Genomic DNA, 24,084 nt, shown 5'->3' with positions numbered 1-24,084 from the left:
AGTCAGGCGTGGGCGTGCAGCGGCTTGCCGGCCAGGGCCAGGTGGGCCTCGCCGAGTGCCTCGCCCTGGGTCGGGTGGGCGTGCACGAGTGGTGCGACGTCGGCCGGGTCGGCCTCCCAGTTGTAGATCAGCTGCGCCTCGCCGATCAGCTCGCCGACCCGGGCGCCCACCAGGTGCAGGCCGACGACCGGGCCGTCGACGACCCGGACCAGCTTGACGAAACCGGTGGTCTTGAGGATCTGGCTCTTGCCGTTGCCGCCGAGGTTGTAGTTGTACGTCTTGATCTTGTCAGCCCCGTACTGCTCCTTGGCCTTCGCCTCGGTCAACCCCACCGAGGCGAGCTCCGGGTCCGAGTAGGTGACCCGGGGAATGCCATTCTCGTCGATGACCGCCGGGTTGCGCCCGGCGATCTCCTCGGCGACGAAGATGCCCTGCTGGAACCCGCGGTGCGCGAGCTGCAGCCCCGGGACGATGTCACCGACGGCGTAGACGTTCGGCAGGTTGGTCCGCAGCCGCTCGTCGGTCAGCACGAAGCCGCGGTCCATCTTCAGACCCTGCTCGGTGTACCCGACGTCGGCCGTCACCGGGCCGCGACCGACCGCGACCAGCAGCAGCTCCGCCTCCAGCGTCTCGCCACCGGCGATGGTCACCCGGACGCCGGACTCGGTGCGCTCGACCTTCTCGAAGGGCTTGCCGGTCTTGAACGCGATGCCGCGCTTGCGGAACGCCCGCTCCAGCGCCTTCGACGACTCCTCGTCCTCGGCCGCGACCAGCCGGGGGAGCGCCTCGACGATGGTCACGTCGACGCCGAAGGACCGCCAGACGCTGGCGAACTCGACGCCGATCACCCCGCCGCCGAGCACGATCGCCGACGTCGGCACCCGGTCCAGCTCCAGCGCGTGCTCGCTGGTGAGGATCCGCTCACCGTCGACCTCGACGCCCGGCAGGGTGCGCGAGTAGGAACCGGTGGCCAGGATCACGTTGCGGCCCGTGTACCGGGCCCCGTCGACCTCGACGGTGTCCGGCCCGACCAACCGGCCGGTGCCCGCCACGTAGGTGATCTTCGAGGACTTGATCATGCCCTGGAGGCCCTTGTACAGCCGCCCGACCACGCCGTCCTTGTAGCTGATCACGCCGGCCATGTCGATGCCGACCAGGTCGGCCTTGACACCGAACTGTTCCGACTCCCGCGCGGTGTCGGCCACCTCGGCGGCGTGCAGCAGCGCCTTGGTGGGAATGCAGCCACGGTGCAGGCAGGTCCCGCCGACCTTGTCCTTCTCGATCAGCGCTACGGACAGGTCGAGCTGCACGGCCCGCAGGGCCGCCGCGTAGCCGCCACTACCGCCGCCGAGGATGACCAGGTCGAAGGTCCCGCCGTTCGGCTCACTCACAGTTCACTCCCAGGTCGCGTCGCTGCACAGGAGGGCCGTCCCATTCGTCGTCCCATGGAACGGGCAGACTTTCCCCGGCCATCTTGTCACTTGTAGTGTCTGAACGCTCAACGAGGTGCCCAAGGACACGTGGCCGCAACGTAGGCTTGCCGTGTCGGTCGATGTGCACGAGCGCTCGGGGCGGTGTCGCGGTGCCCGGCCCCGGGGCCGCACGACAGTTGGGGAGGCGATCACCGGTGGCGTGGTTCCGTCGGCGCAAGCAGTCGAGTCAGGCGCCGGGAGGACGGCCGGCGAATCGTGCCGACCTCGGCCATCTCGAGGAGTTCATCCGCAGCCGCCGGGGTGTGGAGGCGTTCATCGAGCCGCGTACCACGGTGACCGAGACGACCGTGATGCTCATCGCCCACGACGGTGAGTGGACCCGCCGCCGGGTCGACGGCCCCGAGGCCGCCCGCCGGTTCGCCCACAAGATGGCGATCCCGATCTACGACGTGGCGCTGGTCGGCTACCCGCAGCGGATGCGCGACTTCAACGAGCGGCGCAAACGCGCCGACCGGGGCTGAACCCCGCGGACCGGGGCTGAACCCCGCCGGTCGGTTCCGGCTGAACCCCGCTCGTCGGTTGCGGCCGGGCGCGGACCGGTCTACCGGTCCGCGCCCGGCCCGCCCTCAGCCGTTCGCCGCGATGTCCTCCACCACCTGCACCAGCGTCCGCACCGGCACACCGGTGCCACCCTTGCTCCAGTGACCGGTCGGCTCCCCGGAGTGGTACGCCGGCCCGGCCACGTCCAGGTGCGCCCAGGCCACCCCGTCGGACACGAACTCCCGCAGGAACACCCCGCCCTGCAGCATGTGGCCGGCCCGGTCCATCGACGAGTTCACCTGGCAGATGTCGGCCACCTCCGACTCCATGCCCTTGCGTACGTCGTCGGGCAGCGGCATCGGCCACATCGGCTCACCGGTCACCTCGCCGCCGACGCGGACCCGCTCACACAGCTCGGTGCTGCCCATCACCCCGGCGATCCGCTTGCCGAGCGCCACCACCTGGCCGCCGGTCAGCGTCGACGTCTCCAACAGGTAGTCGCAACCGTCGGCGCAGGCCCGCGCCATCGCGTCGGCGAGCACCATCCGGCCCTCGGCGTCGGTGTTGAGCACCTCCACCCGCTTGCCGTTGAACATGGTGACCACGTCGCCGGGCCGGTACGCCGTACCCGAAGGCATGTTCTCCGCCATCGGTAGATAGGCGGTGACCGCCACGGCGGGCCGCAGCGCCGCGATCGCCAGCATCGCCGCACCGACCGCCGCCGCGCCGGCCATGTCCGACTTCATCTCCCACATGCCCTGGGCGGGTTTGATCGACACACCACCGGTGTCGAAGGTGATGCCCTTGCCGACCAGCGCCACCCGGGGCGCGTCCGGCCCGGCGCCGCCCGGCGGCGTGTAGGAGAGCACCACCAGCCGGGGCGCGGCGGCGGAACCGCCACCGACGGCCAGGATGCCGCCGTACCCGCCGTCGGCCAGCGCCTGCTCGTCGAGGACCTCGACGGTCAGCCCGGCGGCGTCGGCCGCCGCCCGGACCGACTCGGCGAACTGCGGTGGCCGCAACTCGTTCGGCGCGGCGTTGACCCAGTCCCGGCAGGCGACCACGGCAGCCGTCACGGCCCTCGCGCGGGCCACCTCGGCCTGCGCCGCCGCGTCGCCGGCGTCCGTCACGTGCACCACCACCGACGCCACCGGGGCCCGCCGCCCCGGCTGCGGCCCCGTCTTGTAGCCGGCGAACCGGTAGCTGCCCAGCAGGGCACCCTCGGCGACCGCACGCAGCGCCGCCGGCCCGTCGGCGTCGTCGGGCACCGGCAGGGCCAGAGCGACCCGCGAGGTGCCGGCGAGCGCCCGGACCGCTGCCGCCGCCGCCCGCCGTAGCGTCTCGGCGGCCGGTGCCGCCCCGACCGGCTCCGGGCCGAGCCCGACCGCGACCAGCAGCGGCGGACCCACCGTGCCGAGCGTGGCGAGTTTGATCACCTCACCGGCCGCGCCGGTCGCCCCGAGCAGCGCGAGGGTCTGCGTCAGCCGGCCCTCGAAGGCGACGGCGATGCTCTCCGCCCCGGTCGCCAGCAGCAGGGCGGGCCCCGCCGCGGGGTCGCCCTGATCGGCGTCGGACCGGTCCTGACTGTGTACGCCGATGACGAGCGCGTCGACGGCCAGCTCGGCGGGATCGGTGTCGACCAGGTCCAGGGTGGTGGTGGATGATGTCACTCGGCGTCTCCGGCGGCAGGGCCGGCCGATTCGTGAGCGGCCAGCGGGTCGGTCTCCGGCGCCACATGATCGCCGGACGGGGTGATGTCCCGCCGATGCTAACCACAGCCGGGGCCGCCGGTAAGTTGCGACCTATGACCGAGCTGACCTCGACCGGCGGCGGCACCCCGCGCCGGTCGCCCCTGCATGACCGGCACGTCGCCCTCGGCGCGAAGTTCGCGGAGTTCGGCGGTTGGCAGATGCCACTGGAGTACGCCGGCGGTGGCGTGCTGCGGGAGCACGAGTCGGTCCGCGGCGCGGTCGGTCTGTTCGACGTGTCGCACCTCGGCAAGGCCCGGATCACCGGCCCGGACGCGGTCACCTTCGTCAACACGTGTCTGAGCAACGATCTCGACCGGATCACGGCCGGGGCGGCCCAGTACACCCTCTGCTGCGACGAGGACACCGGCGGTGTCATCGACGACATCATCGCCTACCGGTACGCCGACGACCACGTTTTCCTGATCCCCAACGCGGCGAACACCGCCACCGTGGTCGACCGGCTCCGGGCCGCCGCCCCTGGCGGGATCACCGTCACCAATGAACACACCGACCATGCCGTCCTGGCGGTGCAGGGTCCGGCCAGTGCCGACCTCCTGGCCGGGCTGGGGCTGCCGACCGGGCACGCGTACATGAGCTTCGTCACCGGCCGGCTCGCCGGCGCCGAGGTGGTGGTCTGCCGGACGGGGTACACCGGCGAGCACGGCTACGAACTGGTGGTGCCGGTGGCGCAGGCCGGGCAGGTGTGGGACGCGGTGCTGGCAGCCGACGCCCCGGTGCCGGTGCGCGCCTGCGGCCTGGCCGCCCGCGACACGCTGCGCACCGAGATGGGTTACGCCCTGCACGGCCAGGACCTGACCCCGCGGATCACCCCGGTCCAGGCGCGGCTGGGCTGGGCGGTGGGCTGGCGCAAGCCACAGTTCTGGGGCCGCGTGCCGCTGCTGGCGGAGAAGCAGGCCGGGCCGTCCCGGCTGCTGTGGGGGCTGCGCGCGACGCAGCGGGCGATTCCCCGGCCGGGGATGGCGGTGCTGCGCGACGACGTACCCGTCGGCGAGGTGACCAGCGGCACGTTCTCCCCGACCGGCAAGGTCGGCATCGGGCTGGCGCTGCTGGACACGGCGGCGGTGAGCGCCGCCGGGGTCGAGGTCCAGGTCGACGTGCGCGGGCGGCGGGCACCGATGGAGGTGGTCACGCCGCCGTTCGTCACCTCGTCGGTACGCTGACCCGCCGCCTGCCGTCGGACAGGTCGGTGGCGTCCGCCGCGCCCGCCGGGCCGGGCCGGTCGGCGCGGGTTCAGCGTCGGCCGACGCCGCCGGTGCCGTCGCCGGAGTCCAGCACCGTCTCGGTCCAACCACCCTCGACCATCCGGGTGCCGTCGAGCAGCGCCCAGTCGACCACGTCGGCGGCGTCGACCTCGACCGGGCTGCCCACCCGTACCGACGGGTCGCTGACGGCGTCGACGGTGCTGGCGGCGACGATCCGACCCGGGCTGGGCCAGCCGGTGACGCCCGCCCAGACGTACTCGTGACCGTCGGCGGCGGCCAGCCCGTACTTGACCAGCAGCCGGCCCCCGGCGGGCAGGGCATCGGCCAGGAACCGGGCGCGGATCTCGCCGAGGGAGCGGCGTGCCGACGCGACCGCCCTGGCCATCGCGTCGCTCGGGCGCGCGTAGTGGATCTCGGGCTGGCCGGCGCCGAACAGCTCCCCGCAGATCCGGGCGAAGTAGGCCGTCGGGTCCTGCTCGTCGGCGTGCTGCGGCGGTCCGAGCGTGAGAAACGAGTCGGCGTCGGGATCGGTCGACGGATCCAGGGCGATCCGCAGCAGCGCCGAGCCGGCCGAGTCGTGCCGGTCCTGATTGCCGTACGCGACCGCGATGTCGTGCCCGGTCACCGGCAGGTGCACCGGCAACTGGACGAACGCCGGCGGCTCCGGCTCGCTGAGTGCCTCGGTCCAGATCCGCAGCAGCCGCCGGCCGACCCCGGTCATGATCGCGCCCCAGGCGCGGACGTACCGGGACGGCACCTGCTGCGCCTGTAGCTCCAGCAGACCGAACCGGCGCAGCCCCTTGGTGGTGAACCAGAGTCCGCCCTCGTCGGGGGAGTAGGGGACCAGGACCCAGTCGACCAGCCGGATCCGGCCCTCGGCGTCAGGCAGTGACCGCACCGCGTCCGTCGGGGTCAGAAACTGCAGGCCGAACAGGTCGATCAGGTCGACCTCGAGCGCGTCGGCCAGGGCTGCGGCGACCGCCCGGGCACCCCACTCGTGCGCCGGCGGCCAGCCGGGCCGGAAACTGGCCTGCACCACGAGACACCGCTGCGCGTCGCGCAGCCGGGCCAGTTGCCCGCCGGTGGCGCCGAACGCGGCCAGCAGTTCCGACGGCAGATCGGGCAGTTCGTCGACGGCCCGGGACTGCACGCTCAGCAGCGGGCCGCCGAGCAGTTGCCGGGCGAGCTCGCCCACCGGTGAGGTCAGCCGGTCCCCGAGCCGGTCGAGGGACGCCGGGGCCTGCGGTGCCGTCGCGCCCGGGGGCACCGGGACCAGGTAGGTGGCGGTGAGTGACTCCGGCACCGGGACCGGCAGCAACAGGTCATCCGAGCTGGCCATCAACGCTCCCCGGGTCGTACGTCTCTGGTGTGGTGCGAACTGGACAGCTGAACGCTACTCCGCCGGGCCGCCGGCCACGGCCGGACTACCCACCGGTCACCATGCCCAGGTAGCCGAGCGTGGTGGTGATCTCCACTCCGGCACCGAGCACGTCACCGGTGATCCCGCCGAACCGGCGTACCAGATGCCGCGTCAGCACCAGCCACACCAGCAGTGCCGCGAGCACCGCCAGCGGCCCCTGCCAGGGCCGGCCGGGTACGGCGAACGTCGCGACGGCCAGCACCAGCAGCGTCCCGGCCACGACGGTCGACCGCCCCTGGGTGCCGGCGACCATCGCACCGAGCCCGTCCGGCCGCGCCGCCGGCACCCCGTGCCGGCAGGCCCAGGTCACCGCGAGCCGGCCAGCCGCGACAGCGGTGGCGACGGTGGCCAGCGCCGGCGGCCAGTCACGGTCCGCCGCGACGGCCGCGAGCACACCGGCCTGCGTCAGCAGCGTCACGACCAGCGCAACCACTCCGAAGGGGCCGATGTCCGGTCGGCGCATGATCTCCAACGCGCCGGCGGGTGGGCGGTGCGAGCCGAGCGCGTCGACCGTGTCGGCGAGTCCGTCCAGGTGCAGACCCCGGGTCGACGCGGCGGCCAGCCCGGTCACCACCGCGGCCGCGACCAGCGCCGGGAGCCCGACGGACGACAGCGCGAGCAGGGCCAGCCCGAGCCCTGCGCCCAGCCCGAGGCCGAGCACCGGCGCGATGGCCATCGCGACCGTGGCCGTCGACCGATCCACCGGTGCGGGCCGCATCGGCAGCACCGTGAAGGTGGTCACGGCGAGCCGGACCCCGGCGGTCAGCCGGGGCAGCACCCCGGTCGACCGACCGCCGGTCACCGGGCCGGGACGCCGTCCGTCGGTCCCGGGCCGGCCGGTTCCGGCTCCACGAACGGGGTGACCTCGAACGTGTCGCCGTCGCCGTCGGTATCGGAGTCACCGTCGCTGGCGGTGTCGATCCCCGGATGCCCACCGAGGCCACCGGCGAGGGCGAGGGCGTTGCGCAGCAGCGGCAGCGCGGCCAACGCCCCGGTGCCTTCGCCAAGGTCGAGGTGCAGGTCGACGACCGGGGTCAGCCCGAGAACGTCGGCGGCGTGCCGGACGGTCGGGTGCCGGCCGTGGTCCGGCAGCAGACACCAGTGCCGTGCCTGACCGGCCAGGTCGCGGCTGACCAGCGCGGCGGCCACCCCGACCGGTCCGTCCAACAGGACCGGGATCCGGTGCGCGGTCGCGCCGAGCAGCAGCCCGGTGGCAAGGGCGATGTCGCCGCCGCCGTACTCGGCCAGCACGTCGTGGGCACCCCGGGTGCCCCGGCGGGTGCGGTGCAGCGCGTCACGGACCGCCGCGCACCGCGACATCCATGCGGCGTCGTCGATCCGGGCGCCGGGTCCGACGACCCGCCCCAGGATCGCCGCCGGTTCCGCCCCGGTCGTGGCGGCGAGCACGGCGGCGGCTGCACCGGCCGCGCCGGCGCCGCAGGCCGCGAGCAGGATCGCCGACACCCCGGCGTCGGCGGCCTGCCGGGCCACGGTCCAGCCGGCGGTCAGCGCCGCCTCGACCTCGTCGGCGGGCAGCGCCGGGCCGTCCTCGATCGGGCCGGCGACCGGCGCGTGGACCACGGTGACGTCCGCGCCGGCGGCGGCGGCCAGCCGGGCGAGTGCGCCGTCGCCGCTGCGGGCCTGCTCGGCGCGGCGGGCCGACTCCTGCGGGCTGTCGCCAGCGGCGACCCCGCCGTCGTGGTCGCCGTGCACCAGCACCACGCGTACGGATTCCCACGGTCGGGGCGTCGGGGTGTCCTGGGTGGCGGCGGCGAAGCCGATCACCCGTGCCAACCCGCCGAATCCGGCCCCGGGCTGGTCCAGCGTGCCGAGGCGTTCGACAGCGGCGGTGCGTACCCGCTCGGCCGGCATCGGCAGCGTCATGCCCGGCGTGATCGGGGGCGGCGCGAGGGTGGCACGGGTGGTGGCGGGCTCAGCGGCGGCCGCGACGGCGGTGGCAGCGATAGCGGTGGCAGCGATAGCGGTGGTGGCGATAGCGGCGGTGGCGGTGGCGGTGGCGGTGGACTCAGCGGGTGTGTCGGTGGCCTCCGCGACCGTCGGGGTGAGGACGGTCGCGGCGGGGACGACCCGCGCGGCCGACCGGATTCGCACCGGCTGGCCGGCGACGACCAGGACCACCGTGTCGCAGACCCCGGCCACCGCCTGGTTGGTCACCCCGAGCGCATCGGCGAAGGCCCGTCCCACCGGCGTCGTCGGCACCAACGCCAACCCGACCTCGGGGCTGACCAGCACCAGCCGCGCGGCGCTCGCCCGGACCGCGGCGACCAGCTCGTCGATGGTGGCCCGGTCGTCGGCCGGCTGATGTGCCGGGTCGAGCAACCCGGTGACCCAGCCGCCAAGGTCGTCGACGAGCAGTGTCTCGTCCGCCCGTGCCGCGCCGATCAGCTCGATCAGGCGGGCCGGATGCCCGGCGACCTCGTCGGTGCTCCACTGCGACGGCCGGCGGTCCCGGTGCGCCTCGACCCGGGCGAGCCACTCGGGGTCGGCCGGGTCGACCGCGCCGGTGGCTACGTACCGTACGCCCGGCGTGTCGGCGACCAGGGATTCGGCGTACCCGGACTTGCCGGACCGGATTCCACCGAGCACCAGCACGGACTTCCACCCGTCAACGGACATGCCCGTACCTTACGGCGCGCGCCCACCACCGCGACCAGCCGGGCGGGGTGGCGGCCGGGCGGTCACGACGCGGGGGCCACGTCACCGGTACGGCCGCATGTCAGCGGTCGCGGCTAGGCTTGCGAGCGTCCATCGCCGAGGGGAGCAGCGAGATGCCATGGAGTTGGCGGTACGAGGACGCGGACGGCCAGCCCGCGCAGGGACCGGCCGAGACGTTCGGCACCCAGGCCGACGCCGAGTCCTGGATCGGCCAGACCTGGCGGGAGCTGGCGGCGGCGGGCGTCGCCTCCGTCGAGCTGCTGGAGGACGACCGGTCGGAGTACCGGATGAGCCTGCTGCCGGCCACGCAGTGACCTGACCCCGGAACTTCCTGTGCTGTGGTCGACGCCGGGCGGGGCCGGGCCGGCCCGTTGGCCCGCCCGGCCCCACCGCACGTCACTGCCGGACCGTCACTGCCGGACCGTCACGGCCGGCTGGCCGGGCTCACCGTCTTGCCCGGATCCCGCTCGACGATCGGGTCGAGCACCTCGTCGATGGCCTTGAGCAGGCCGCTGTCCAGCTGGACGCCGCTGGCCTTGACGTTGTCCCGCACCTGCTCGGGGCGGGTCGCGCCGATGATCGCCGACGAGACGTTCGGGTTCTGCAGCACCCAGGCGACGGCCAGCTGCGCCATCGTCAGGCCGGCCTGTTCGGCCAGCGGCTTGAGCCGCGCCACGGTGCTCAGTGTCTGGTCGGTCATGAACCGGGAGATGAAGGTGGCACCGCCGGACTGGTCGGTGGCCCGGGAACCGGCCGGTGGCGGCTGGCCCGGCTGGTACTTCCCGGTCAGCACCCCTTGGCCGAGCGGCGAGAAGACGATCTGCCCGAGGCCGAGCTCCTCGCTGGCCGGCACCACCTCCGCCTCGATCACCCGCCACAGCATCGAGTACTGCGGCTGGTTCGACACCAGCGGGATCTTCAGCTCGCGGGCCAGCGCGTGGCCCTGCCGGATCTGCGAGGCGTTCCACTCCGACACCCCGATGTAGTGCGCCTTGCCGGAGTGCACGACGTCGGCGAATGCCTCCATCGTCTCCTCCAACGGGGTGGCGTGGTCGAAGCGGTGCGCCTGGTACAGGTCGACGTAGTCGGTCTGCAGCCGGCGCAGCGAGCCGTTGATCGACTCCATGATGTGCTTGCGGGACAGCCCCCGGTCGTTGGGGCCGGGGCCGGTCGGCCAGAAGACCTTGGTGAGGATCTCCAGGCCTTCGCGCCGCTCACCGCGCAGCGCCCGGCCGAGCACCTCCTCGGCCTTGGTGCCGGCGTACGTGTCCGCGGTGTCGAAGGTCGTGATGCCCACGTCCAGCGCGGCCCGTACGCAGGCGTGGGCGGCCTCTTCCTCCACCTGCGATCCGTGGGTGATCCAGTTTCCGTAGGAGATCTCGCTGACGAGCATGCCGGAGCGGCCTAGGTGTCGGAATTCCATGGCCCAACCCTAGTCGTCGGTTCGCGTTCCGGCTGCACGCTCCGTCGCACGTACAGCGGTAAATCGATCTCGCGGTGCCGGCGGCGGACCGGTTGTCCGGTTACCCGGCGACGCACGTCACAGCACCGGTTTGGTGTCCGCCAACAGCCGGTCGATCTCGTCCATCACGGCTGCCCGGCTCGGATGCACCGGGTCGATGAGCGGTTCACCACGTCGGTCCAACGCCCCCCACCGGCCGCTGGGCACCGCGACGAGGAACGCCACCGGATGGATCGCCATCGCCGGATGCACCGGCGGCACGATCACCCGTCCGGACCGGTCCACCACCCCCTTGCGCCCGCCGGCGTCGATGATCGCCAGGCCCTCGTCGGTGAATCCGTCGATGTACCGGCCGTCGGTCAACGCGGTCGGGAATCCGCCGTACCGGGTGGGCAGCAGCAGCCGGCCGGTCTTGTCGACCGCACCCCAGCCGCCCCGGCGGACCACTGCCACACCTCGACGGAACGGCCGTACGTCGTCGAACCCGGCCCCGATCACCACGGTGTTGTCCTGGTCGATCGCGATCCAGCTGCCGGTGCCGTCGGCGGTCACCCAGGCGAGTCCGTCGGAGTACGAGCCGACACTGATGTACCCGGCGGTCTGGGCGATCCGGATCGCTCCGGACTCGTCGATCAGCTCCCAGAACCGGGACTCGGGGCGGCGTACCCAGGCGACACCCTCGTGGAACGGTTGCACGTCAGCGAAGGCAGGGGCGATCACCAGTTCACCGTCGGCGTCGGCGTACCCCCAGCACTGGGCCTGGTCGCTGAAGGTCGGCCGGGGCGCCCGGTGCAGCTGGAGGATCTCGTCCCGCTGGCGTGGATACGGCCCCCAGCCGTTCTCGGCGACCTTGGCGAAGACCGCGTCCAACGCCAGCTCGGTGCGGGCGATGAGGTCCGGGTCCTCGACCTTGCGCAGCTCCAACGCCCGCTCGAAGTGGTTGCACGCCTCCATGTAGCGGCCCTGGTCGTAGCAGGACCGACCGGCGTGTTCGTGCATGGTGGCCCGCAACCGGTCGGGCAGCTCGGCCGAGTTGGCCTCCTCGAACAACCGGTCCGCCTCGGCGAAGTCGCCGCGCCACTGCAGTACGTGCGCCAGCCGTGCCTGGGCGATCGCGATCCGTCGCAGTTCGCCGGTGGCTTCCGCGTGGGCCAGCGCCAGCTTCGCGTCGGCCAGCGCCTTGCCGAGGTCGCCGAGGATGCGGGAGACCACCGCGCGCAGGCTCAGCAGCCGGGCCCGGGTGGCGTTGTCGGTCGCCGGAGCGATCTTCTCGGTCAGCCGGTCCCGGATCGCCCGCAGATCGTCGGGATCCTCCACCAGCTCCCGCAGGGTCTCGTGGTGGAACCGCCACCGGTACGCCGACAGCACCTGCTCCGGATCGGCCGGCGCGGGTTCGGCCGGCGACGGCGGGTCGGCGGGCGGCCGGGCCTGGTCGGTGGCGCCGTCGGCGGTCGGTTCGTCCGGGCGTACCAGCGGTGCCAGCATGGTCGGTGCGCCGAGGGCGGTGGCGGCTCCGGCCGCCGTACCGGTGACCGGCAGGACCGTGTCCGGGCTCGCCGCTGGCTGCTCGTCCGGCGACTGCTCGCTCTCGACCTGTCGGTCTTCGTCGATACGCCGGTGTCCGTCGGCTCCGGTCGTGCCGTCGGCGTCGAGGTCGTCGTCGACCGGGTGCCGCGCCGGCTCATGTTCGACCCGTTCGCGGCTGTCGGCCTCCGCGCCGGCAACCGCCGGCGCCGCAGAGACCGGCACGGGCGGTGCCGGCGGCTCGGCCACGGGCGGCACCGCAGACACGGGTACGGGTGCCTCGGCGGCGGGTGGTGCCGATGTCGGCGTCGGCGCGGGCTCGGCACGGCGTACCACCACTGGCGGTGGCGCCTCGCGCTCCGGCTGGTCACGCACGATGTAGGGCGGGGGAGCGTGGCGTGGTTCGGGCTTGGCCCGCACGACGTAGGTGGCGTCCGTTGCCTGTTCCCGGCGTACCGCTCGGATCTGCGGATGTTCACCGGTCGCCGTGCTGACCCGGAACTCCGGTGGCGGACCGGCCGGCGCGGAGACCGGGATTGGCAACTGCTCGCCGGTCTGGTCGGGCGCCGTGGGCACGGGCCGGGCCGGTACCGGTCTGGTCGGCGGTGGCGGCGTGGGACGGCGTTCGGGACCGTCGGTCCGCCCGATCGGTGGGGCGGTCGCCCGTGCCGCTGGCGGTAGCTGTTCGCGCGGTGGCGCCGGTGGGCGCTGCGGTGCGGTCTGCCGGGCGGGAGGCGGCGGCGTCGCCGGCATCGCCCGGTAGACCTCGGCCGGCTGCGGGCGGGCAGGTTCAGGGCGCGCCGGCGGCCCGGCCGCCTCGGTGTGCCGGGCCGGCCACCATGGTTGCTCGTCCCGGGGGTCCGGCTGGTGGCGGGTACGGTCGTCGCGCCGTGGGCTCTCCGCTGGACGTTCCCGTGGCCTGTCCCATTGCTGCGGCTCGCGACCTGGCTGCGGATCGGGGCGTCGGCCCGGCTCGGTGAGCCGACGGGCGGCGTACGGCTCCGCCGGCCCACGTCGCTGCCCGTGGTCGGGCGGTGGTGCGCCACGGTCGGGCGGTGGTGCGCCACGGTCGGGCGGTGGTGCGCCACGGTACCGGTCCGGGGTCGGTCCGCGCTGATGGAAGACGTCGTCGGGGTGCGGCCGCCGGTGGAAGACGTCGTCGGGGTGCGGCCGCTGGCGGAAAGCGTCGTCGGGGCGGCGGGTGGCTGCTTCCCGGCGTCGGTACTCCTCGGACGGATCCTCGACGCCCGGTCGACCCCGGCCGGGGCCCGGCTGGTACACGGTCGCTCGGCCGACGCCGGCCGCCGGTGAATGCGGCGGGTCCGGGTCACGGCGTGGGCGGTGGCGCGACGACTGGTCGCCGGGGTAGCGCTGGCCCGGCAGCGGGACCCATTCGTTGGTGGGGTCGGTGACCCAGGTCGGCTCCTCGGGACGGCGGTCCCGGGCCCGACGCATCGCCTCCCACCGGTCGTCGTCGTCCCAGGCGGCGACGGTACGGTCTCCGGCGGTGCGGTCAGCGTCGTCCGGGGACCCGTCGTCGTCCCATCGCCAGGACTGCCAGCGGCGGTCGAAGTAGCCTTCCGTCACGCCCGCACCCCGTCGAGAACAGCGGTGGTCCATGCCGGTCGCCGGGCAGGCGGGAGCCCTGTGAACGGTTCACGTGGCTCGCTCACGGCGATGTCACCTCGTCGCAATACTCGCTCGGCAACCGTGGCAACCCGATTGAGTCCCCCGGCCCGGTGGCAGCATGGTTGCGGATGGAGGGTAGCCGCGCAGGCTCGGTCGACGCTACCGAACCGCCCGGACTGAATCGAAACAGTGTTCTTTGCTGCTGGATGTCCGGTCGCCGTCGCCGGTCTACCTACCGGTACTCCATGATCAGTACGGCGGAGGTCCCGGCCGTCATCGCCTGGTAGAGGTGGGGCTGGTCGGCGGTGAAGCTGACGTAGTCGCCGACGTCGAGGTCGACCGGCTGGTCGACGGGGCCGGTACGCAGTCGTCCGGTCGCCACGACCAGATGCTCCACGCTGCCGGGCAGATGTGCGGTGGCGACCCGGGCGGTGCCGGGCTCGGCGCGGACCAAATGCAGGTCGCGCCGTACCGCGCCGGCCGCCGCCGAGAGCAGGGTGCTGACGAAGTCGGAGTGCTCGGAGCGTAACCCTGGGCCGTCGCCGGCACGGACGACCCGGACCGCCGGGGTGGGGGGCTCGACGAGCCGGCTGAACGGGACCCCGAGGGCGACCGCGAGCGACCAGAGGGTCTCCACGCTGGGGTTTCCGCTGCCGGACTCCAGTTGCGACAGCGTCGACTTGGCGATGCCGGCCCGCCGGGCCAGTTCGGTCAGGGACAGGCCGGCCCGGTCCCGTTCCCGGCGTACGGCGTGCGGGATCGCCGCCAGTGGGGAGGTCTCGGAGGACACGTACGCTCCATCGGTCTTCGTGTTCGGTTTGACGAACAGGTCGCGGTCTGTTCATTATGCCGAACATGAAGCCGGAACACCGAACGGTGGCGGGCCCGACCCGGCTGCGCGACGTCGCCGCCGTAGCGGTGGCGATCGCCGCCGTCGGTGCCTCGTTCGGTGCGATCGCCACCGCCGCCGGCCTGCCCGGCTGGCTGACCGTGGCGATGTCGGTCCTGGTCTTCGCCGGCGGGTCGCAGTTCATGGCGATCGGCCTGCTCGCCGCCGGCGCTCCGGTGGCGGCGGTCGCGGCCGGCCTGCTGCTCAACGCCCGGCACCTGCCGTTCGGCCTCGCCGTCGCCCCGGTCGTCGGGGACCGCTGGTGGCAGCGGCTGGTCGGCAGCCACCTGCTCACCGACGAGGCGGTCGCGTTCACGCTCGCCGAGCCCGACCCGGCCCGGCGACACCGCAGCTTCTGGCTGACCGCGCCGGCGATCTTCGTCTGTTGGAATGTCGGCACGGCGCTCGGCGTCGGGCTCGGCACCACCGTTGCCGACCCGGCCGCCCTGGGCCTGGACGCGGCGTTCCCCGCCGGCCTGCTCGCCCTGCTGCTGCCGGCGCTGCGGGAGCCGACCGTACGCCGGTGTGCGCTGACCGGCGCCGGGGTCGCCGTACTCGCCACCCCGGTGCTGCCCGCCGGTCTGCCGGTCCTGCTCGCCCTCGTCGGGCTGGCGACGCTCGCCCTACCCGGCAGCCGTCGCCGCCCGGCCGTACCGGACGGGAGCCGACGATGACCACGACGGTGATCGCCGTCGTGCTGGCGCTGGCCGTCGGCACGTACGCCTTCCGGGTGACCGGCGTCCTGCTGGCCGACCGGCTGACGTTGTCCGCCCCGCTGCGCCGGCTGCTGCCGATCGCCGCAGCGACCCTGCTGGCGGCGCTCGCCGCGACCGCCGCACTGACCGAGGCCGCCGGATTCGCCGGCTACGCCCGCCCCGTTGGTGTGCTGGTCGGGGTGGTCCTGGCGTGGCGGCGCGCGCCGTTCGTGCTGGTGGTGGTGGCCGCCGCCGCGACCACGGCGGTGTTGCGGCTGCTCGGCGTGCCGTGAGCCGGGCGTATCCGGGTCGGGGCGTGCCGTCGAGCCAGGGTGGAACCGTCAGATCTTGTCGCCGAGCTGCACCCGGGGCACCGGGGTCCGCATCCGCCGGAACGTCATCGCCCGCATGATGGCGTAGAAGTACAGGCCGCCCATCCGCTCGGTCGACTTCGGGAACCGTTGCCGGACCAGCTTACGGATCCGGCGGGAGATCAGCACCGAGTCGACCACGACCGCCAGCGCCAGGGTCACCCAGAGCAGGTTCGAGCCCAGCTGCACCGCCGGCGGCATGGTCGGTCCCGAACCGATCAGCACCAGCAGCGCACCGCCGAAGAACCAGGTGCCGACGGTACGGCGGGAATCGACCACGTCCCGGGCGAGTCCCCGTTCGGGGGCGCGGTCGCGGGGGCCGCCCTCCCGCCGGAACTCCTCGGAGATCGCCGCCCGCCGGGCCCGCCGTTGCTCGCGGGCCTCCTGCTTGGTCAGCGGCTTCGCGTCTCCGGCCGGTCGACGGCCGGCAGCTGGGCGCTTCGGGGTGACCACCCCGAGCTCCTTCTTGCTCGGCGTGTAGCCCCGGGGACGGTCCGAGCCGGACTCCTCGGGCGCGGGGAGGTCGTCCTCCGGTCGGTCGGCTTCCACGACATCGGCGGACTTGCGGCGAAACAGCGACGGCACGCGTGAAGGGTAGCCAACCAGGGACGTCAGCCGCACCTTGCACCCGTACGGCCGGCGTCCTGCTCCGACGATCTTGCGCTTATCGAGAAGATTTGTCGCGAATGTCCCTCGATAAGCGCAAGATCGTCGGGATTCAGGGGCGTTCCACGTGGGCGCCGAGGTCGGCCAGCTTGGCCTCGAAGTCCTCGTAGCCGCGGTTGATCAGGTCGACGCCGTACACCCGCGAGGTGCCTTCGGCGGCGAGCGCGGCGATCAGGTGGCTGAACCCGGCCCGCAGGTCCGGGATGACCAGGTCGGCGGCGTGCAGCTTGCTCGGGCCGGCGATGACCGCCGAGTGCTTGAAGTTGCGCCGGCCGAACCGGCACGGGGTGCCGCCCAGGCACTCCCGGTAGACCTGGATCGTCGCGCCCATCGTGTTGAGCGCCTCGGTGTAGCCCAGCCGCTGCTCGTACACCGTCTCGTGGACGATCGACAGCCCCCGGGCCTGGGTCAGCGCGACGACCAGCGGCTGCTGCCAGTCGGTCATGAAGCCGGGGTGCACGTCGGTCTCGAGGGCGACCGCCCGCAGCTCGTTGCCGGGGTGCCAGAAGCGGATGCCACCCTCCTGGCCGGTGCTGCCGACCCGGGGCGGACGGGCGTCGGTGACCTCGTAGGCGCCGCCGACCGAGCGGAACACGTTCAGGAAGGTCATCATGTCGGCCTGCTGGGCGCCGAGCACGTTGACGTCGCCGCCGGTGGCCAGCGCCGCCGCCGCCCAGCTCGCCGCCTCGATCCGGTCCGGGATCGGCCGGTGCGAGTAGCCGCCGAGCCGGGGCACTCCGTGGATCTCGATGACCCGGTCGGTGTGCACCTTGATGATCGCGCCCATCTTCTGCATGACGCAGATCAGGTCGATGATCTCCGGCTCGACCGCGGCGTTGCGCAGCTCGGTGACCCCGTCGGCGAGCACCGCGGTCAACAGCACCTGCTCGGTGGCGCCGACGCTCGGGTACGGCAGCTCGAACTTGGTGCCGTGCAGCCCGTTCGGGGCGGTCAGGTGCAGCCCCTGCGGGGTCTTCTCGACGACCGCGCCGAACTCGCGCAGCGCCTGCATGTGGAAATCGATGGGGCGCGGGCCGATGTGGCAGCCGCCGAGGTCCGGGATGAAGGCGTGGCCGAGCCGGTGCAGCAGCGGACCGCAGAACAGGATCGGGATCCGGCTGGAACCGGCGTGCACGTTGATCTGGTCGAAGGAGGCGCTCTCCACGTTGGCCGGGTCCAGCAGCAGTTCGCCGTCCTCGGCGCCGTCGCTGACCTTGACCCCGTGCAGCTCGAGCAGGCCGCGAACGACCTCGACGTCGCGGATCCGCGGCACGTCGTACAGCCGGCTCGGCTCGTCACCGAGCAGGGCGGCCACCATCGCCTTGGAGACGAGATTCTTGGCACCTCGGACCCGGATCTGTCCGTGCAGCGGAGTGCCGCCATGCACGATCAGGACGTCGTCGGTCAACGAAACCTCCAGCGCGTCGATGCTGCCGTCGTATGGGGTGGAGCGGTTGCCCGGCTGTGCGGGGAGAAATGTGTCCCGGTCGGCGGTGGGCGAAACCGCCGGTGCCGCGTACGGGGTCGGCGGTCGGTGGCCCTCGGGCACGCAACCGGTCACCGGCTGCGCGCCAAGGGCATCGAAAATCCGCGTTGCCCGTTCGTCGCCTGGGGCAGCATAGCGCTCTGTGATGAGAGTGGGATCCCGCAAGCGCTGCGATTGGCACGAATTCGGGAACGACGGTACGTAAATGTAGGTTCTACATTACTTTCAGTGACCGAATTGTGGTGTCGTGCATCCGATCAGGGCAGTGCCAACATCTGATCGAGGGCGACCCGGGCGAAGTGCGCCGTCCGCTCGTCGACCGTGATCTGGTTCGGCACCCGGCCGGCGACCAGCTCCTCCAGGGCCCACACGAGGTGCGGCAGATCGATCCGGTTCATCGTCGAGCAGTAGCAGACCGCCCGGTCAAGGAACATGATCTGCTTGTCCGGGTGGGCCAGCGCCAGCCGGCGGACCAGGTTCAGCTCGGTGCCGACCGCCCACGCCGAACCGGCCGGGGCCGCCTCGATGGTCCGGATGATGTACTCCGTCGACCCGACCTGGTCGGCGGCGGTGACCACCTCGTAGCGGCACTCCGGATGGACCAGCACGTTCACGCCGGGCACCCGCATCCGTACCTCGTCGACGCTGCTGCGGGTGAACCGGCCGTGTACCGAGCAGTGCCCCCGCCAGAGCACCATCTTCGCCTCGCGCAACTGCTGCGCGGTCAGCCCACCACCGGGCTTGTGCGGGTCGTAGAGCACACAGTCGTCGGCGTCCAGCCCCATCTCCAGCACCGCCGTGTTGCGGCCCAGGTGCTGGTCGGGCAGGAACAGCACCCGCTGACCCCGCTCGAACGCCCAGGTCAGGGCCCGCTTGGCGTTCGAGGAGGTGCAGACCACGCCGCCGTTGCGACCGACGAACCCCTTGATGTCCGCCGACGAGTTCATGTACGTCACCGGCACCGTCGAGTCGGCCGCACCCGCGTCGGCCAGCGCCTCCCAGGCGGTCTCCACCTGACCCAGCACCGCCATGTCCGCCATCGAACAGCCGGCGGCCAGGTCCGGCAGGATCACCCGCTGGGCGGCGCTGGTCAGGATGTCGGCGCTCTCGGCCATGAAGTGCACACCGCAGAACACGATGAACTCCGCCGACGGCCGGGCGGCGGCCTCCCGGGCCAGCTTGAACGAGTCGCCGGTGACGTCGGCGAACTGGATCACCTCGTCGCGCTGGTAGTGGTGCCCGAGGACGAAGACCCGGTCACCGAGCGCCGCCTTGGCGGCGGTGGCCCGGGCGACCAGGCCCGGGTCGCTCGGCGCCGGCAGGTCACCGGGACACTCCACGCCGCGCTCGGTCGCCGGGTCGGCGCCCCGGCCGAGCAGCAACAGGGCGGTCGCGGTGCTGGACGGCTCAACCCACGTCGAAGTCACGAGATCCATGCTCGCACAGGTCCGCCCGCCTGCGACCAGCCAGCGTGTGGCCTGCCACACTGCCAGACCATGCGGGTCCTGATCTGTCCGGACAAGTTCGCCGGCACCCTCACCGCCGTCGAAGCTGCCGACGCCGTCGCCGCCGGCTGGCACGACCAGGCACCCCACGACCAACTGACGCGGTTGCCGCTGTCCGACGGGGGACCGGGCTTCGTCGACGCCCTGGCCGGGCCGACCGGCGGGCGGCGGGTCGCCGTACCGACGCTCGACCCGTTGGGCCGCCCGGTCGACGGAGAGATCCTGCTGGTCGACGACCCGGCTACGCCGACCGCGTACGTGGAGAGCGCCCAGGCGTGCGGCCTGCACCTGCTGACCCCGGCCGAGCGTGACCCGAAACACACCACCTCGTACGGGCTGGGTGTGCTGCTGCTCGCGGCGGTCGAGCACGGGGCCCGCCGGGTCGTCGTCGGGCTCGGCGGCTCGGCCACCAACGACGCCGGGGCCGGCATGCTCACCGCGATCGGCGTCACCCCGCTGGACACCGCCGGCTACGCCCTGCCGTACGGCGGCGGCGCGCTCGCCGCCGCCGAGTCCCTGGAGGGCTCACCCCGGCTGCGTGGCGTCGAACTGGTCGCGGCGACCGACGTCGACAACCCGCTGACCGGCCTGCACGGTGCCAGCAACGTGTACGGGCCGCAGAAGGGCGCCGACCGGGGCGACGTACTGCTGCTCGACGCCGCCCTGGAACGCTTCGCCAGCGTCCTGGTCGCCGGCCTGCCCGGCTGCCCGCCGCAGTTGCCGGCGCTGCCCGGAGCCGGCGCCGCCGGTGGCCTCGGGGCCGCCCTGCTCGCCCTCGGCGGCCGCTGCGAATCCGGCATCGCGCTGGTCACCAGGCTGATCGGGCTGGACGCCGCGCTGGACGCCGCCGACCTGGTGATCACGGGCGAAGGATCGTTCGACCACCAGTCGCTGCGCGGCAAGGTGGTCGCCGGGGTGGCCGGTGCCGCCCGGGACCGGGGGCTGCCCTGCGTGGTACTCGCCGGCCAGGTGGCCACCGGCCGGCGGGAGGCCGCCGCAGCCGGGGTCACCGAGACGTACGCCCTGGTCGACCACTTCGGCGGGGAGACCGGGGGCGGGCTGGAGCAGGCGCTTGCCCGCCCGGCCGAAGGACTGCGCCGGATCGCCGCCCGCCTGGCCGGTCAGTGGAGCCGCTGACCGGCCGTCCGGTCATGAGGAGTGTGATCCGGGTGGCTCGCCGCGGACGGATTGTCGGTGCCGGATTGGGAATCGCCGCCGGGCCGGTTAGCGTTACCTGATACGGACGAATTCGCACCGTCGCAGGGGAGACCAACTCGTGAGCACATCAGCCCAGTCCGAAACGGCCGACACCGCCGCCTCGACCACCATCGTCCTCACCGACGTGGCGGCCGAGAAGGTCAAGGCCCTGCTCGACCAGGAGGGCCGCGACGACCTGCGACTGCGGGTCGCCGTCCAGCCCGGCGGCTGCTCCGGCCTGCGGTACCAGCTGTTCTTCGACGAGCGGTCGCTGGACGGCGACGTCGTGAGCGACTTCGGCGGCGTCGAGGTCGTGGTGGACCGGATGAGCGCCCCGTACCTCACCGGCGCGAAGATCGACTTCGCCGACCGGATCGACGCTCAGGGTTTCACGATCGACAACCCGAACGCGCAGAACTCCTGCGCCTGCGGCGACTCCTTCCACTGATCCCGCCGGTCGCGTCACCGTCCGGGCCGGTCCGCCGGCACCGGACGGTCGCGCGTGGCTGATCGTGCTGAATTGAGACTGGTACGGGTTCTGGTGGCCCCCGTGCCGGTAAGCTGGCCGACGCACGTTTTTCATACCCCCGACACACGAGGGCCCTCATGAAGATCGCCGTCACCGGCTCGATCGCCACCGACCACCTGATGCACTTCCCGGGCCGGTTCGCCGGTCAGCTGATCGCCGACCAGCTGGACAAGGTCTCCCTGTCGTTCCTCGTCGACGACCTCGTGGTGCGTCGGGGCGGGGTGGCGGCGAACATCTCCTTCGGGATGGCCCAGCTCGGCCTGCGGCCGGTGCTGCTCGGCGCGGTCGGGGTCGACTTCGCCGACTACCGCTCCTGGCTCGAACGCCACGGCGTCGACTGCGACTCGGTGCACGTCAGCGAGCTGGCACACACGGCCCGTTTCGTCTGCACCACCGACGACGACCTGTGCCAGATCGCCTCGTTCTACGCCGGTGCGATGAGCGAGGCCCGCAACATCGAGCTGGCCCCGGTCGCCGCCCGGGTCGGCGGGCTCGACCTGGTGCTGGTCAGCGCCAACGACCCCGAGGCGATGCTGCGCCACTCGGCCGAGTGCCGCGACCGGGGCTACCGGTTCGCCGCCGACCCGTCGCAGCAGCTGGCCCGGATGAGTGGCGAGGACGTCCGCCAACTCATCGACGGGGCAGAGTATCTGCTGACCAACGAGTACGAGCGGTCGCTGCTGGAGAGCAAGGTCGGCCTCACCGGCGACCAGCTGCTCGACCTGGTGACGGTACGGGTCACCACGCTCGGCGCCGACGGGGTGGAGATCACCGGCCGGGGCATCGAGCGGATCCACGTACCGGTGGCCCGCGACGTCGTCGCCGACGACCCGACCGGCGTCGGTGACGGGTTCCGGGCCGGTTTCTTCGCCACCCTCGGCTGGGGCCTCGGCCTGGAGCGGGCGGCGCAGGTCGGCTGCCTGGTCGCCGCGCTGGTGCTGGAGACCACCGGCCCGCAGGAGTACGACGTCAAGCCGGACATCTTCCTCAAGCGTCTCGCCGACTCGTACGGCGACGCCGCCGCCGAGGACGTCCGCCCCTTCCTGCCGGCCTGACGTACGTAGCAGCTCGGCTGCCAGCGTGACGTGACCGTCGTGGGTCAGTGCCAAGATCAATGTGAGCACCATGGTCTCATCCACGCTGGTTGACACCCATAGCGCTCACATTGATCTTCAGCTTGGTCGGCCAGCTATCCCAGCCGGTTCAGCGCGGCGGTGAGGAAGGCGTCGCGGCGGGCGTTGAGGGTCGCCGCCGACAGGTCGTGGCGGCCCTGGACGTGGATCGTGGCGAGAGACAGCGCCAGATCACTGGGCAGGTTCTGCGCTGCGACCGCGTCCCAGTAGGCGAGTGACTGCGGGCGTACGCCGGTGACGTCGGCCCAGCTGGCGAGAACCTGGTCAGCTGCGTTCCCGCCGAACATCAGCGCCGCGTCCAGCCGCAGCGCGGACAGGTCGATGCCGTTGTCGCCGACTTCTGCCATATCCCAGTCGATCAGCCCGGTGACGGCGTCGCCGGTCCACATCAGGTTGCCCTGCCACAGGTCGCCGTGTACCAGTACCAGATCGCCGACCGGCACCGGGTGCCGCCGGATCCGCTCGTCGGCGTAGCGCAGCAGCGGGGTCGTACGGTCGGTGCCGACGGCCCGTTCCCGGGCGAAGTCCCGGGCCGCGATCGGTCGGGTGCGTACCGGCAACTGCGGCGAAGGCTCGACGGCGATGGTGCGTAGGGCCCCTGCCACCGCGCCCATGGCCCGTAGCCGGGCGGCGGTCGGCTCGATCGGTATCGCACTACGACCAGGCACAACGGTCTGCAGGAGCGCGACGCTCCCAGATCCTGTGTCGCCGGTGTCGTATCCGATGATCCTCGGTGCCGCTACACCCTGTTCCTCAGCGAGGCGGAGCGCGGCGATCTCGGTGAATAGCCGGGCGGGACGCGCCGGGTCGACCGTCTTGAGCACCGCTTCGGTGGTACGGCCGCGCTGCGTGATCCGCAGCAGCCACGGATTGTCGCCTGCCCGCAGTCCGCGCACCACCCGGACGGTAGCGTCGCCGCCGATCATTCCAGCGACCCAGTCGAGCACAGCGTGATCGGGGACCGTCGCCATCACCGTTCTCCGGGTTCATCCTGTGACCCGACAGATCCGATTTTGATCCCGCAGGGGTCAGACTGAGACAGAGTTTGGCTTCCGGCCGTCCGTCGTCGGACCAATGACCTTTGGAACACGGCCTACCGAGCCAGCTCTGCCTGTAGGTAGCTGAGCGTCTCGGCTGGCGGGAGCGCGAGCTTGCGGAGATTGTCGGCAACCCACTGGTAGGTGCGGACCCGATCGAGGTCGTGTACGAACACAGCGTCGTCGAGAAGCTCCGTGTAGGCCACCGGCCGGATGCCATGGCCGAACTCGAGCAGCGCGAACTGCCCGATGGCGGTGGCCTGATGCGGGCCATCCTCGGGCCGAAGCACCTGCACGGTGACTCGTCCGCCGCGAGACACGTCGATCAGATGCTCCAGCTGTGCCTGGCGAGTCGACGGGTCGTTCGCCAGCGTACGGATGGCAGCTTCACCGATCACGGTGTGAAAGACCAGTTCCTGCCGGGCGGCCAGCCTGCTCGCCCTTGCCTGCCGGAACTCGGCGAACGACTGTGCCTGGTCGGGCCGGAAGAATCCGTTGGCGACGGTCAGCGCTTGAGCGTAGGCGCCTGTCTGGAGCAGCCCTGGCACTATCATCGGCTCGAACGTGAAGAGTCGTTCGGCCATGCCGATCAAACCGACGTACGTCCTGAGGAAGTCCGGAATCAGATCGGCCCAGCGGCTCAGCCAGGGCTTGGCGTCTGCGCGTGCGTCGGCCAGTGCCACCAGCTGCTCGACAGACTCCGGCGGCACCCCGCAAGCCCTTAGGACGAGCTGGACGTCGCCTGGCGCTTGGTGGTAGCGGCCGGATTCCATGTGGCCCAGCTTCGGCTTGCCGATTCCGGTTGTCGTGGCGAGCTCGCTGAGGCTGAGCTGTGCCGTTCGCCGATGCCGACTCAGCTCCACGCCGAGCAGCCAACGTAGCGCAAGTGGATCTATCTGATCGTCCATCGTCGCCATC

Annotated in this window: 21 protein-coding genes; 8 read left to right on the top strand and 13 right to left on the bottom strand. The window is 72.5% G+C overall.

The annotated features are described in order from the left end of the window. Positions 1-2: 2 nt before the first annotated feature. Positions 3-1,391 (bottom strand): dihydrolipoyl dehydrogenase, encoded by a 1,389-nt coding sequence (gene lpdA, locus O7623_RS10340; protein WP_282228393.1) that lies wholly within the window; start codon positions 1,389-1,391, stop codon positions 3-5. Between the two features lie 236 nt (positions 1,392-1,627). Here lpdA and O7623_RS10335 point away from each other — a divergent pair, with 236 nt between their 5' ends. Further along, positions 1,628-1,954, top strand: coding sequence for a hypothetical protein (locus tag O7623_RS10335; RefSeq protein WP_282228392.1), 327 nt, complete (start codon positions 1,628-1,630; stop codon positions 1,952-1,954). Positions 1,955-2,059: 105 nt separating this feature from the next. Here O7623_RS10335 and O7623_RS10330 read toward each other — a convergent pair whose 3' ends face one another. Beyond that, positions 2,060-3,643 carry a leucyl aminopeptidase gene (locus O7623_RS10330; protein ID WP_282228391.1) on the bottom strand — a complete coding sequence of 528 codons (1,584 nt, stop codon included), beginning with the start codon at positions 3,641-3,643 and terminating at the stop codon, positions 2,060-2,062. Positions 3,644-3,777: 134 nt separating this feature from the next. Between O7623_RS10330 and gcvT the strand changes: the two genes are divergently transcribed. After that, positions 3,778-4,905: a glycine cleavage system aminomethyltransferase GcvT gene (gene gcvT, locus O7623_RS10325; RefSeq protein ID WP_282228390.1), complete on the top strand. Its 1,128-nt coding sequence runs from the start codon at positions 3,778-3,780 to the stop codon at positions 4,903-4,905. 70 nt (positions 4,906-4,975) lie between these two features. Here the strand turns inward: gcvT and O7623_RS10320 are convergent, their stop codons facing one another. From O7623_RS10320 to O7623_RS10310, 3 genes are all read right to left on the bottom strand, one after another. Beyond that, positions 4,976-6,286 carry a DUF2314 domain-containing protein gene (locus tag O7623_RS10320; RefSeq protein ID WP_282228389.1) on the bottom strand — a complete coding sequence of 437 codons (1,311 nt, stop codon included), beginning with the start codon at positions 6,284-6,286 and terminating at the stop codon, positions 4,976-4,978. Positions 6,287-6,371: 85 nt separating this feature from the next. Next, the gene (locus O7623_RS10315) at positions 6,372-7,169 is read right to left on the bottom strand and encodes an adenosylcobinamide-GDP ribazoletransferase (RefSeq protein ID WP_282228388.1); all 798 of its coding nucleotides are present in this window, start codon (positions 7,167-7,169) and stop codon (positions 6,372-6,374) included. Continuing rightward, positions 7,166-9,004 (bottom strand): bifunctional adenosylcobinamide kinase/adenosylcobinamide-phosphate guanylyltransferase, encoded by a 1,839-nt coding sequence (locus tag O7623_RS10310; protein ID WP_282228387.1) that lies wholly within the window; start codon positions 9,002-9,004, stop codon positions 7,166-7,168. The genes O7623_RS10315 and O7623_RS10310 overlap by 4 nt, the downstream gene beginning before the upstream one ends. A gap of 152 nt (positions 9,005-9,156) precedes the next feature. Between O7623_RS10310 and O7623_RS10305 the strand changes: the two genes are divergently transcribed. Continuing rightward, positions 9,157-9,357: a hypothetical protein gene (locus tag O7623_RS10305; protein WP_282228386.1), complete on the top strand. Its 201-nt coding sequence runs from the start codon at positions 9,157-9,159 to the stop codon at positions 9,355-9,357. Between the two features lie 110 nt (positions 9,358-9,467). On the opposite strand, the gene O7623_RS10300 is transcribed toward O7623_RS10305, so the two are convergent. The 3 genes from O7623_RS10300 to O7623_RS10290 form a co-directional block, all read right to left on the bottom strand. Further along, positions 9,468-10,466: an aldo/keto reductase family protein gene (locus tag O7623_RS10300; RefSeq protein ID WP_282228385.1), complete on the bottom strand. Its 999-nt coding sequence runs from the start codon at positions 10,464-10,466 to the stop codon at positions 9,468-9,470. Positions 10,467-10,583: 117 nt separating this feature from the next. Beyond that, complete coding sequence (locus O7623_RS10295; protein ID WP_282228384.1) at positions 10,584-13,616, bottom strand: WG repeat-containing protein; 3,033 nt, start codon at positions 13,614-13,616, stop codon at positions 10,584-10,586. 274 nt (positions 13,617-13,890) lie between these two features. After that, positions 13,891-14,448, bottom strand: a complete 558-nt coding sequence (locus tag O7623_RS10290) for an XRE family transcriptional regulator (protein WP_282228383.1) — start codon at positions 14,446-14,448, stop codon at positions 13,891-13,893. A gap of 65 nt (positions 14,449-14,513) precedes the next feature. Here O7623_RS10290 and O7623_RS10285 point away from each other — a divergent pair, with 65 nt between their 5' ends. Then, complete coding sequence (locus O7623_RS10285) at positions 14,514-15,221, top strand: AzlC family ABC transporter permease (protein ID WP_282228382.1); 708 nt, start codon at positions 14,514-14,516, stop codon at positions 15,219-15,221. Further along, positions 15,218-15,535, top strand: a complete 318-nt coding sequence (locus tag O7623_RS10280; RefSeq protein ID WP_282228381.1) for an AzlD domain-containing protein — start codon at positions 15,218-15,220, stop codon at positions 15,533-15,535. Before O7623_RS10285 ends, O7623_RS10280 begins: the two co-directional genes overlap by 4 nt. A gap of 48 nt (positions 15,536-15,583) precedes the next feature. On the opposite strand, the gene O7623_RS10275 is transcribed toward O7623_RS10280, so the two are convergent. From O7623_RS10275 to nadA, 3 genes are all read right to left on the bottom strand, one after another. Further along, complete coding sequence (locus O7623_RS10275) at positions 15,584-16,198, bottom strand: DUF3043 domain-containing protein (protein ID WP_282228380.1); 615 nt, start codon at positions 16,196-16,198, stop codon at positions 15,584-15,586. 133 nt (positions 16,199-16,331) lie between these two features. Then, complete coding sequence (murA, locus tag O7623_RS10270; protein ID WP_348775158.1) at positions 16,332-17,687, bottom strand: UDP-N-acetylglucosamine 1-carboxyvinyltransferase; 1,356 nt, start codon at positions 17,685-17,687, stop codon at positions 16,332-16,334. 335 nt (positions 17,688-18,022) lie between these two features. Then, the gene (gene nadA, locus O7623_RS10265) at positions 18,023-19,192 is read right to left on the bottom strand and encodes a quinolinate synthase NadA (protein ID WP_282228379.1); all 1,170 of its coding nucleotides are present in this window, start codon (positions 19,190-19,192) and stop codon (positions 18,023-18,025) included. Between the two features lie 69 nt (positions 19,193-19,261). On the opposite strand from nadA, the gene O7623_RS10260 reads away from it, so the two are divergent. The 3 genes from O7623_RS10260 (at position 19,262) to O7623_RS10250 (ending at position 22,051) form a co-directional block, all read left to right on the top strand. Beyond that, a complete protein-coding gene (locus O7623_RS10260) occupies positions 19,262-20,407 on the top strand; it encodes a glycerate kinase (protein ID WP_282228378.1) in 1,146 nt (381 codons plus the stop codon). Positions 20,408-20,546: 139 nt separating this feature from the next. After that, positions 20,547-20,915: an iron-sulfur cluster insertion protein ErpA gene (gene erpA, locus O7623_RS10255; protein WP_282228377.1), complete on the top strand. Its 369-nt coding sequence runs from the start codon at positions 20,547-20,549 to the stop codon at positions 20,913-20,915. A 158-nt stretch (positions 20,916-21,073) separates the two neighbouring features. Next, a complete protein-coding gene (locus O7623_RS10250) occupies positions 21,074-22,051 on the top strand; it encodes a carbohydrate kinase family protein (protein WP_282228376.1) in 978 nt (325 codons plus the stop codon). Positions 22,052-22,185: 134 nt separating this feature from the next. On the opposite strand, the gene O7623_RS10245 is transcribed toward O7623_RS10250, so the two are convergent. Both O7623_RS10245 and O7623_RS10240 read right to left on the bottom strand, forming a co-directional pair. Further along, complete coding sequence (locus O7623_RS10245; RefSeq protein ID WP_282228375.1) at positions 22,186-23,100, bottom strand: aminoglycoside phosphotransferase family protein; 915 nt, start codon at positions 23,098-23,100, stop codon at positions 22,186-22,188. Between the two features lie 122 nt (positions 23,101-23,222). Beyond that, the gene (locus O7623_RS10240; protein WP_282228374.1) at positions 23,223-24,083 is read right to left on the bottom strand and encodes a helix-turn-helix transcriptional regulator; all 861 of its coding nucleotides are present in this window, start codon (positions 24,081-24,083) and stop codon (positions 23,223-23,225) included. Position 24,084: the final 1 nt, after the last annotated feature.

Origin of the sequence: Solwaraspora sp. WMMD791, from assembly GCF_029581195.1 — a bacterium.
Classification (GTDB): Bacteria; Actinomycetota; Actinomycetes; order Mycobacteriales; family Micromonosporaceae; genus Micromonospora_E.
Note: the sequence above shows the minus strand (reverse complement) of the source record. Positions and strands in the feature narration are given on the sequence as shown.